The sequence below is a fragment of the Flavobacterium noncentrifugens genome (assembly GCF_900100375.1).
GTDB lineage: Bacteria > Bacteroidota > Bacteroidia > Flavobacteriales > Flavobacteriaceae > Flavobacterium > Flavobacterium noncentrifugens.
In genome coordinates this window covers 934,145-945,160 of the sequence record NZ_FNEZ01000001.1, presented here as the reverse complement: position 1 = coordinate 945,160, position 11,016 = coordinate 934,145, and the positions used below count along the sequence as shown (strand labels likewise).

The window sequence follows — 11,016 nt, the reverse complement described above, 5'->3', positions numbered from 1 at the left end:
TTAAATTTCAAATTAAAACTCAGGCATGCAACCCGGCAAATTTGTTACAATTCAGAAATTTCCTCGCATAATTCCACACATTTTTTACAGGCTTCTGCACATTCCCGACAATGTTCCATTCCCATAGCTGCGTGTTTCTCGCATTCTTCGGCACAATCGGCACAAATGGCGGCGCAAACAATAGCGAGCTGTCCGCTATACACGCTTCCAAGATCCATTAAAGCAGCTGTTGAGCGGCAGATTGACGAGCATTCTAAAGCGAGCTGGATGCATCTTTTAAGTTGTGCCAATTGTTCTTCATTCAGGCAGGAAACCGCACAATGGTCGCAGGCAGCGGCACATTTTCGGCAGGCTTCAATACAGGCGGTAAAGTCTTGTTGTGACATGATTGTAGTTTTTCGGTTGGTACAAATTTGGTTAAAACCAACGTTTAACCGATTACAGAATTCTGCCCGATTGTATAACTTTCTCAATATCTGTAACATTTTTTGTGTTGCCGATACAAATACATCCGCGAACCGGATGCGCCGTAACAACGATTAATTATATTTGCGCCCGGCAGCTGACAAACTGTTTCTTAACCTAATATTCTTTATGACTAAAAAAACCAATTACATGAGTGTTCCGATGCTGCTTGCGTCGGCACTGATCTTAAATTCTTGTGGCAAACATGAAAGTGACAAGCCGCTGCAATCGGGCGTCATCCTTAAAAACATGGATACGCTCGTAAAACCAGGCGACAATTTTGATGCTTATGTCAATGGTGACTGGATCAAAAACAACAAAATTCCGGCAGACAAATCTTCTTTTGGTTCTTTTGATGCGATTTATGACAAATCACAGGACGATTTGAAAGCAATCATCGAAGAATCATCCAAAGGCAAATTTGATGAAGGGTCGAACGAGCAAAAAATCGGGGATTTCTACAATTCGTATTTAAACCAGAAAGACCGCGACACCAAAGGCGTTAGTCCGCTACAGCCTGAATTTGCAAAAATCGATGCGATCACAAACTACAGCCAACTTGCTGCATTTTTTGGGGAAGCCAATAGAAAAGGGTATGACATTCCGTTTAGCTTTAGCGTAAGCCAGGATTATAAAGAGCCAAACAAAAATGTCGTGCAAACCTGGCAGGGCGGCCTTGGGCTTCCTGAAAGAGAATATTATTTGCTTCAAGATGCCAAGTCGAAAGATACACGTGCCAAATATTTAGTACATCTGACGAATATGCTGAAATTGGCGAATTTACCAAATCCGGATGCAAATGCTAACACAATTTTAACGCTCGAAACCACGTTGGCCAAAAGCCAGATGTCGAAAGAAGAAACACGCAACATTGCGGCATCTTACAACAAAATTGAAACTTCGGCGCTTAAAACCCTGATGCCCGATTTTGACTGGGCAGCAATGATGAAAGAAGCGGGAGTTGACAAGGAAAAAACCATTATTGTTTCCCAGCTTGCTTACACAAAAGCATTGAACGGCATTGTTAAATCGACACCGCTCGATACCTGGAAAACGTATTTAAAATGGATGGCTTTGCATAAAAATGCCACATTTCTTTCGGATGCGATCGACAAGGAAAATTTCTCTTTTTACGGAAAAACGCTTTACGGAATGCCCGAACAGCGTGCCCAATGGAAAAGAGCGGTCAGCACGGTTGATGGCAATCTTGGTGAGATCATCGGGAAAGAATATGTGAAAAGGCATTTTCCGCCTGAAGCGAAAGAGCGCATGGTGGCATTGGTAAAAAACCTTTTGAAGGCCTACGAGGAAAGCATCAAAAAACTGGACTGGATGAGCCCGGAAACGAAAAAACAGGCTTTGGAGAAAATTGCAAAATTCAATCCAAAGATCGGTTATCCTGACAAATGGATCGATTATTCGAAACTGAAGATCGTGAAAAATGATCTTTACGGAAATGTGGTGCGTTCGCAGGAATTTCAATACAACCGCCAGATCGATAAGCTTGGGAAGCCAGTTGACAGGACAGAATGGGCGATGACACCGCAAACGGTAAACGCGTATTACAATCCGAACTTAAATGAAATTGTATTTCCAGCAGCGATTTTACAGCCGCCTTTCTTTGATTTGAAAGTGGATGATGCGATTAATTATGGCGGCATCGGAGCGGTTATCGGACATGAAATCGGGCATGGATTTGACGATCAGGGTGCTACTTTTGACGGCGACGGCGTGATGCGCGACTGGTGGACTCCGAAAGACCTGGAAGCTTTTAAACAAAGAACCGGCGCATTGGCAGAACAATACAGCGGATTTAAAGCATTTCCTGATTTGAGCTTAAACGGACCTTATACTTTAGGGGAAAATATCGGCGATCTTGGCGGATTGACGATTGCTTTAAAAGCATACCAAATGAGTTTGGCAGGAAAGAAATCTCCGGTAATGGACGGATTTTCGGGAGAGCAACGCGTATTTTTAGGCTGGGCCCAGGTTTGGCTTGACAAGTCGCGTGAAGAAGCGCTAAGAAGCCAGATCGCCTCTGATTCGCATTCGCCCGCACATTTCCGTATTAACGGGATCGTAAGGAATATTCCTGAATTTTATGAAGCTTTTAAAGTAAAACCAGGCGATTCTTTGTATCTCGCACCTGAAAAAAGGGTAAAAATCTGGTAATTTTTTTAGAACAAACAAAGCCCGTCAAACTATTGGCGGGCTTTTTTATTGGAATGGATTTTAATGAAAGTTGATGGCAAACAACAACGTATTTACGACAACGCTTAAGATCAAAAGATTGAAGATTGTTTTTGGCTTTTGCTGTGAAATCACCGCGCCGTTGAACATCATACTGACGCAGATCACAAAAAACAATTGTGTCATCTGGCCGAAGCCGTTTCCGTGCATCAAAACGGCCATCGCCGCGATTCCGCCAAGGCAGCTTGAAGCGAGTATTCCCAAAGTACAGTTTCCGAATAATCCGTGTTCAAAACGGTTGTAATATTTTTGATAAGTGCTCATAACATTTAGGTTTTAATTCTGATGTAAAATTACCGCAGCATGCTGGTTCAGAATATGATAAATGTCATGTTGCAGAAATTTATTTGCTGTAAATTGCACAAATCGTGTAACATCTTTACAAAGAACTATAAAGAGTTATGTGTAAATTAGCAAAAGCCATTTAATCAAAATACAGCTGTTATGAACGAGCAATTCAAATCCATTATCGATACTTTGATCCACGAAGGTTTTCACCAGTTGACCGAAAAAAAGGAGCTTCAGGGCAAGCCGCTCGATTTTAAGATTACGCCTTATTCTCTTAATACGAAACTGAGTTTTAAATTTGACAACCTCGATCATTTTAAGGAATTCCTAAAAATTTCTGATGGAGACACGCCTTCGGAGCAAGTAGCTTTGCTTGATGCTACCTTTCTGCAACTCGGCTTAAAACCAAATGATTTCTTTTACGTGAATTTTTTCGAAAAAGGAAAAGAGCAGGAAATGTAACGTGTTCATTTCAAAAATCATAGCCGGAAGTTTTATGTTGCGACCATACAAATTTGTAACTTGCTGAAAATTCCCAAAATGAAAAAACTTTCCGTATTGTTTTTATTTTTGCTGGCCGCGTGTTCACAGGAATATGATGTTCAAGAAACTCAAAATCCTGAAACCGCAAACAGGCTTCCCGATAAAGGGAATCAAAATATTGACCCGAAATCTTTATTCAATTTAAACAATGTGCCGTCGATTACTTTGCAGTTCTCGGAAGCACAATGGAATAAAATCCTCACCAATTTTGACTTGAATCCGCAAAATGAAAAGAAAGTCGTAGCCGCTTTTACTTTTTCATCCAGAGAAGTCAATATTCAGCTTGACAGCATCGGATTAAAACTCAAAGGCAACACCAGCCGCCGCCGCCCCGAAGGTGCATTCGGGCAGTTGCACAACGCACAGAATCCCGATTGGCACCATTGCCATTTTTCATTGGATTTTTCAAAAAACCGTCCAAACCAACTTTTCTACGGCCGGAATAAACTGGCACTCAAATGGTTTAAAGACGATGCGGCGTATGCACGTGAAATTTACAGTTATGATTTGTTTCGCCGTTTTGGCATCTGGACCGCGCCATTAGCTTCTTATTGTCGCGTTTATATTAAAGTTGACGGCACGCAGTTGGCAAATTATGGCGTTTATGCGATGATTGAAAGTGTAGATGAAGATTTTATCAGGGAACGCCAGGGATATTGGTCGGCTGCGGTAGGCGATATGTGGAAAGGCGGTTTTGGATCGGATGGGAATAAGGCCGATTTTGTGCAAACAGCCAGCATGGGAATTGAAGATGTGACGCTCAATCCGGCCACTTCGGTATTTTACGCCTACGATCTCAAAACCAACGAAGACAATCTGGTGTCGGCTAAAGCCAATTTAACGCAGTTTATCAGTGATCTGAATTCAAAAACCGGGATCGACTTTAAAAACTGGATCAGCAGCAAAATGGATGTTCCGCTTTTTATGCGTACTTATGCCGTGAATGTCGTTTTGGGCATGTGGGATGATTATTGGGGCAACGGCAACAACTTTTATTTTTACTTTTCGCCAAACGGAAAGGCTTATTTTATTCCGTATGATTATGACAACACGCTTGGGACTTCCTTGCTGATATCCAATTCCGGCACACAAAATCCGTTAGGCTGGGGCACGACAGGAAAGCCCCTGATTACAAAGATCCTGACCATTCCGGAATACCAGATCCTTTATAAAAACGCCATTAAAGAACTGATCAATCCCAACAACAATTATTTTTCTGCTACAAAAAGCATGGCCCGCATCCGGGTTTGGCACGAAAAAATAAATCTGTATGTTGCAAATGATACTGGTGAAGATATGGTTATTGAAGACAAGCCCGCTTCTTGGGGCAACCAACCAAATTACAGATTGTTATCAGGAAACAATCAGGCCGGAAATAACGGGCCGGCGAATTTTTTTAGCAGTCGTGCAGCGAATATTCCATGGTAAATCTGATGGCACTTTCAATAGAAAACTTGAAAAAATCAATCGTTTGCAAAACCTGAGGAACCTTCATAAATTACATTGCTGCTTTCGCCAACAACCGCCCATTGTCCGTTGAAGGAATTCCAGGTACGCATGAAACGATAGGTGCCTTCAAACGGGAAGCCCAGGTTTCTGCCTTTCATCCGAAGCAAAACAGATACTACGGCAGCATCATTGTAAAGCGAAATTTGCTGTTGTGAAGTCGTGATCTGGTCAATGCTCAAATGTCCTAAATAAAAAGGCTCCATAAAAGCGGTTTTCGTCAAGGTTTGCCCAATTGAATTGTGGACGATCACATTATTGTGGTAAAGCAAATCCAGTGTGCGAAAGTGTCCGTTTGAAATGGCGTGAAGCAATTTTTGTTCTAAAGCAGCGATGTCAGTAGCAGGTGCAGAAGTCAGGGTTTTCATAGCAATTGGGGTTGTTTCATATCAACGCATAAATCCCGTCCGAATTGCAGCTGCTTTCGTTAATGTTTTTATAATAAAATTCTGATGTTTGAAAACTCTTAAAGACAATGCTTTACATAGAAACCTTACAACATTCTGTTAGAATCATATAAGCATTTTCGCCTGCTTTCGGCGTAGTTTTACATCAAGATCAATAAGTACCGCATATTGGTCACCGATGTAGTGATTTTGCTTAAGCATCATTTACAGTAATATCAGTGATTGATTTTTGTTAGGTTATTTATTGATGGATGCCGTCCTTCGGGGCGGCTTTTTTTATGGATTTTAGTGTCATCCGCGTTTGAGCCAACCTGTAATGCTCATTCGTTTTTCATGGGTAACCAATACTTCATGCTCGAGTTCATCACTTTTAAAAAAGACTGTTTTTCCATTTGTTGGCGCAATTTTCAGATTGTTTTCGAGCTGATGGATTAACAATTCGCCGCCGTCACTTTCTTTCCAATCGGCGTTCAGGTAGCTGATCATCGAAAAGGCGCGGGAATCATCGTCCTTAAAACGGTCAAAATGTTTTACATAAAAGCTTCCGGGTTCGTATAAAGTATAATGAAATTCATAGCCTGTAATTCCGGCATAACAGCTTCGGTTGAGATACAAAATGAAAGCTTCGATATATGCAAAAAAAGCATTTTCATATACATTGTTATGCTTTTTGTCGAGCCAGTAAATCGCATCTGAACGCACGAGTTTATTTTGGTTTTGCTTGTTTGCATTTCCCGTTCCGGCCGCGAGCAGCATCGCATTGTTGTTCAATTCGAGTAAATTGTCTTTTAAATGTCCGGCAAGCGCTGCACTAATGAAATTTTCTGCAATGCCAACATTTTGTTTCAGGTAACTTTCAATGAGCATTTCAAAATGATCTTCCATATTTGGGAAGCCTGAAAATACAGGCAACCGCACAAGGTAGTGTTCTTAAATTTGGTTTGGCGCCAATATCTGCAAAACAAAAAAAATGCCATTCCGAAGAACAGCACCTTTGCCTTAACTAAAATAAAAATGTTTGTTTGATTCGCCGCGGTCTCAAAAATTACAACGCTGCAATCAAAAGTATGACATAAAAGCCTTTCGATATTTACAAATGAACATTCGTCGGGATTAAATGAATATTAGCGGCAATCTGGAGTATAACCGTTTCCAGATCGGATAAAAAAATTTAACGCCGATTGTCATTCTAAAATTATAATCCGAAAATAAACCAATCGTAAATCTAAAAGATTTAACTAAAATCCTGTAAAACATTTAATTGAAATCGAATTTACATTTGTTTTATTAAACATTTGTTACCAAATCAGCTTGAATACCACAATTTCCCATGACAGGCTGCACTCAAATTAATGATGCTATGAAAAGATTGATATTCTCACTGGCCGTCAGTTTTATGGCGGCCAAAATCCCGGCCCCAATAAAACAAAAGGAATTTAAAACGATAGACAAACACACTTCGGGACTGGTTTATGACGCGGTTGACCACATTTATTACGTCTCTTCATCAAGGACAGGCGCCATTGGAAAATATACGCCAGATGGCAAATATGAAATGCTGTACAATGATAATGACTTCAAAATGTCGTCTGCTTTAAAAATTACGCCCGACGGAAAAACGCTTTATTTTTGCATAGGCGAAAAAACCTCTGATGCCAATACGACTTCTGAAAGTTCCAGCAAAACCTTGCGTTTGATTGGTATTGATGCCAAATCGGGCAAAAAATTATCAGAAACAGAATTGTCGAATCTGTCCGGCGGAAACCATTTTGCGAGCGATTTAACTTTCGACAGCAGCGGAAATATTTACATCGCCGATCATGTGTCAAACGCCATTTATAAGGTAACGGCAAATGGAAAAGCTTCGTTATTTGCAAAAAGCGACTCCTTTTCAGAAACAAATCCCCGGCTAAACAGCATCGTTTGGCATCCTGACGGATTTTTACTCACGAACAACAGTTCCGGGACTTTATTCAAAATCGATATTTTAAATCCAGAAAACATCCAGAAAGTTTCTACTTCAAACATTTCGCTGAATGCAGATGGTTTGCTTTTAAGCAACAACAATACGCTGACTTTGCTTCAAAATAATAACAATTCCAAAGTATATCAGCTCGTAAGCAATGACAACTGGAAATCTGCAATTGTGAACACAGGAATTTTTGCAGAATCAAGAGTCTCAAATCATAAAGAAGCGTGGGTTTTAAATCCTGAAATCTGGCAGCCAACACAAAATATTGGCAAAGCAACCAACTCAGAATTGTAAATTTATATTTCTGCCATTTTTAATGCAGCCTCTGTGGCTTTATTTATGCCAAATCAACCGTAAATTCTGCATTCTGCAACTGATTTCATTTTAAATCCTAAATTATTGGGTCGAAATTAAAAAATCGATAAAAATAAAATTTAACCCTGTATTTTTTATTGCTTTATGATTTGTATTTGTAAATTTTTATAATTTTGCCCTATAATTTTTAGGGTTAGGATTAAATAAAATAAATTTACGATGAAAATAGAAAAACGCTGGATCGCCGCTTTCGCAATCATGACACTTGTAGCTGCTTTGGGATTGTTCTGGCCTGCGCCGATTGAAACTGCCGCAATAAAAGCACAATTCGGAACCACTGAACAAATCGTTCCCGCAGATGTTGCCTGGCTGCTCACCGCTTCCTGCCTGGTTTTGCTGATGACGCCGGGATTGTCTTTTTTTTATGGCGGAATGGTCGGGAAAAAGAATGTCATTTCTACGATGCTTCAAAGTTTTATCTGCCTTGGTGTAGTGACTTTATTATGGATCGTTGTCGGATTCAGCCTGGCGTTTGGCGACCCGATCGGATTTAAGATCGGCGCAGGATTTTACAGCATTGTCGGAAATCCCGGAACTTTTGCTTTTATGGACCATGTTGGCGTTCTCCCAAACCACAAAATGGCCTCAACAATACCATTCATGCTTTTTGCCCTTTTTCAGATGAAATTTGCCGTGATCACACCCGCGATCATTACGGGTTCGTTTGCCGAACGCGTGCGCTTCATCTCTTACCTGCTTTTCATTTGCCTGTTTACCTTATTCATTTATGCACCGCTTTGCCACTCGGTCTGGCATCCAAACGGAATCCTCGGAACGTATTTCGGCGTAAAGGATTTTGCTGGCGGAACGGTCGTTCACATGAGCGCCGGTTTTGCCGCACTCGCCGGAGTGATCGTTTTAGGCAAGCGAAAAAACAGCAACCACATTCCAACGAACATTCCGTTTGTCTTACTCGGAACAGGAATGTTATGGTTTGGCTGGTTTGGCTTCAACGCCGGATCTGCGCTTGCCGCGAATGGAACGGCGGCAATGGCATTTGCTACCACAACAACCGCATCGGCAGCAGCCATGCTCACCTGGATATTTTTTGAACGATTAAACGGCCGTAAAGTTTCCGCATTGGGAGCATGCATTGGCGCCGTCGTAGGTTTAGTTGCCATTACTCCTGCGGCGGGCTATGTAACGGTCCCGGAAAGTATTTTCTTCGGATTCATTACAGCGATCGTGTCGAATTTGGTCCTGAATGCCAAAGCGATGAAGAAAATTGACGATACTTTAGATGTTTTTGCGTGCCACGGCGTAGGCGGGATTATGGGAATGATCTTAACGGCGATTTTTGCGCAGGGTGAAAATGCCAGTTTGCTGCACGGCGGCTGGAATGTTTTTGCACATCACATGGCGGCACTGGGAATCGTTTCGGCATTTACATTTTTTGGCGCGATGATTTTGTTCAAGGTGACCAATGCGATCATTCCGTTGCGCGTTTCCGAAGAATCAGAGCATATCGGGCTTGACCTTTCCCAGCACGACGAAAGCCTCGACCACCACAAAACTGATCCGATGGGCATTATCGACCTGATCAATAAATAAGCTTTCGCAGATTTTGATTACATTCGTAAGATTAAAATCTGATTTATGAAACACTTTTTATTTATTCTCGCTTTTGTGGCAGTTTCGAACATGGGTTTTGCCCAGAATTCAAAAAACACCGCTTCCATCAATACGTTGCTGAACAATTGGCACAAAGCGGCAGCTGACGCCAAATTTGATTCATATTTTTCATTCATGAGTTTCGATGCGGTTTATATAGGCACAGATGCATCGGAAAACTGGAATATGGATCAATTCAAAGCATTCGCAAAACCCTATTTCGACAAAGGAAAAGCCTGGAATTTTACGGCGCTCCAACGCCACATTTATTTCAGCACCGACGGAAACCTTGCCTGGTTTGACGAATTGCTTGACACCCAAATGAAAATCTGCCGCGGTTCTGGCATCCTGAAAAAAGAAAACGGCCAATGGAAAATCGCGCATTACGTACTTTCAATGACCGTCCCAAATGCAGATGCAGACAAAGTAACTGCGATCAAAGCAACTGCTGAAGACAAACTGATCAAAGAATTACAAAGACAGGAATAAAAAAAGCCGACTTCGAGCCGGCTTCTTAATTTATAAACTTGTCAACTTATTACTTTGCAACTTTTAACCCAAATGCTCCAGCATGTCAACAGTCATGCTTTCAAGGTCAAATTCGTGTTTCCAGCCCCAGTCTTTTTGCGCTTCCTTGTCGTCGATGCTTGCAGGCCAGCTGTCGGCGATTTTCTGGCGGAAATCCGGATTGTAAGTGATTTCAAATTCCGGAATGTGTTTCTTGATTTCAGCTGCGATTTCTGTTGGTGTAAAGCTCATTGCTGCTAAATTATACGAAGAACGAATTTTAATCTCATCATCTGAAGCCTGCATGATTTCTATTGTTGCCCGAATCGCATCATCCATATACATCATCGGCATTTTGGTTTCTGATGACAGAAAACATTCATATTTGCCGTCGCTCAAAGCTTTGTGGTAAATATCCACAGCATAATCAGTCGTTCCACCGCCTGGAGCCGTTGACCAGCTAATTAATCCCGGATAACGGATGCTGCGTACATCAACACCAAAAATATTGTGGTAATATTCGCACCATCTTTCACCCGATTGCTTGCTGATTCCGTACACTGTCGACGGTTCAATGATCGTAAATTGGGGCGTATTTTCCTTTGGCGTCGTAGGCCCGAAAACAGCAATGCTTGATGGCCAGAAAATCTTCTTTATCTTTTTGGCTTTCGCCAGATTGAGTACGTGAAACAGTGAATTCATGTTCAAATCCCATGCAAATGCCGGATTTTTCTCGGCTGTAGCCGAAAGTAAAGCGGCCATTAAATACACTTCATCAATATGGTGCTTTTCGATAATGTGTTCGATCTGATTGAAATCAAGCGCGTTGACCACTTCGAAAGGCCCGGAATTGACAACGTCTGTATTGAGTTTCCGGATGTCGGAAGCAATGACATTGTCGTTTCCGTAAATGGTCCGGAGTTTTTGCGTCAGTTCTGTACCAATTTGGCCGCAAGCGCCGATAATCAGAATTTTTGTACCCATGAGTTGTGTTGTTTAAGAACGTAAAGATAGTATTTTGAAAAAATAAATTTACTTCAAAAGAAACCATTTATTTTAACAAAATTATAATTGGAAACGCCGTTTTGCAGT

The 11,016-nt window shown here is 41.4% G+C and carries 11 protein-coding genes; 6 read left to right on the top strand and 5 right to left on the bottom strand.

Features of this window, described 5'->3' with window-relative positions:
* Window positions 1-44: 44 nt before the first annotated feature.
* Entirely contained in the window at window positions 45-386 is a 342-nt protein-coding gene (locus tag BLS32_RS04190; protein WP_091392142.1) for a four-helix bundle copper-binding protein, read from the bottom strand.
* 208 nt (window positions 387-594) lie between these two features.
* Here BLS32_RS04190 and BLS32_RS04185 point away from each other — a divergent pair, with 208 nt between their 5' ends.
* Window positions 595-2,637 (top strand): M13 family metallopeptidase, encoded by a 2,043-nt coding sequence (locus BLS32_RS04185; RefSeq protein ID WP_217639546.1) that lies wholly within the window; start codon window positions 595-597, stop codon window positions 2,635-2,637.
* 60 nt (window positions 2,638-2,697) lie between these two features.
* Here BLS32_RS04185 and BLS32_RS04180 read toward each other — a convergent pair whose 3' ends face one another.
* Window positions 2,698-2,979 (bottom strand): hypothetical protein, encoded by a 282-nt coding sequence (locus BLS32_RS04180; protein ID WP_091392140.1) that lies wholly within the window; start codon window positions 2,977-2,979, stop codon window positions 2,698-2,700.
* Window positions 2,980-3,159: 180 nt separating this feature from the next.
* Here BLS32_RS04180 and BLS32_RS04175 point away from each other — a divergent pair, with 180 nt between their 5' ends.
* Entirely contained in the window at window positions 3,160-3,465 is a 306-nt protein-coding gene (locus BLS32_RS04175; protein WP_091392138.1) for a hypothetical protein, read from the top strand.
* A gap of 78 nt (window positions 3,466-3,543) precedes the next feature.
* A complete protein-coding gene (locus tag BLS32_RS04170; protein ID WP_091392137.1) occupies window positions 3,544-4,974 on the top strand; it encodes a CotH kinase family protein in 1,431 nt (476 codons plus the stop codon).
* Window positions 4,975-5,009: 35 nt separating this feature from the next.
* Here the strand turns inward: BLS32_RS04170 and BLS32_RS04165 are convergent, their stop codons facing one another.
* Window positions 5,010-5,420, bottom strand: a complete 411-nt coding sequence (locus tag BLS32_RS04165) for a nuclear transport factor 2 family protein (RefSeq protein ID WP_091392135.1) — start codon at window positions 5,418-5,420, stop codon at window positions 5,010-5,012.
* Between the two features lie 330 nt (window positions 5,421-5,750).
* The gene (locus BLS32_RS04160) at window positions 5,751-6,344 is read right to left on the bottom strand and encodes a 2OG-Fe(II) oxygenase (RefSeq protein WP_091392133.1); all 594 of its coding nucleotides are present in this window, start codon (window positions 6,342-6,344) and stop codon (window positions 5,751-5,753) included.
* A gap of 475 nt (window positions 6,345-6,819) precedes the next feature.
* Here BLS32_RS04160 and BLS32_RS04155 point away from each other — a divergent pair, with 475 nt between their 5' ends.
* The 3 genes from BLS32_RS04155 (at window position 6,820) to BLS32_RS04145 (ending at window position 9,906) form a co-directional block, all read left to right on the top strand.
* Window positions 6,820-7,725 carry a gluconolaconase gene (locus BLS32_RS04155; protein ID WP_139171686.1) on the top strand — a complete coding sequence of 302 codons (906 nt, stop codon included), beginning with the start codon at window positions 6,820-6,822 and terminating at the stop codon, window positions 7,723-7,725.
* Between the two features lie 240 nt (window positions 7,726-7,965).
* Entirely contained in the window at window positions 7,966-9,357 is a 1,392-nt protein-coding gene (locus BLS32_RS04150) for an ammonium transporter (protein ID WP_091392130.1), read from the top strand.
* A 45-nt stretch (window positions 9,358-9,402) separates the two neighbouring features.
* On the top strand, window positions 9,403-9,906 hold the full coding sequence (locus BLS32_RS04145; protein ID WP_091392129.1) for a nuclear transport factor 2 family protein: 504 nt from the start codon (window positions 9,403-9,405) through the stop codon (window positions 9,904-9,906).
* A 63-nt stretch (window positions 9,907-9,969) separates the two neighbouring features.
* Here the strand turns inward: BLS32_RS04145 and BLS32_RS04140 are convergent, their stop codons facing one another.
* A complete protein-coding gene (locus tag BLS32_RS04140) occupies window positions 9,970-10,908 on the bottom strand; it encodes an L-threonine 3-dehydrogenase (RefSeq protein ID WP_091392127.1) in 939 nt (312 codons plus the stop codon).
* Window positions 10,909-11,016: the final 108 nt, after the last annotated feature.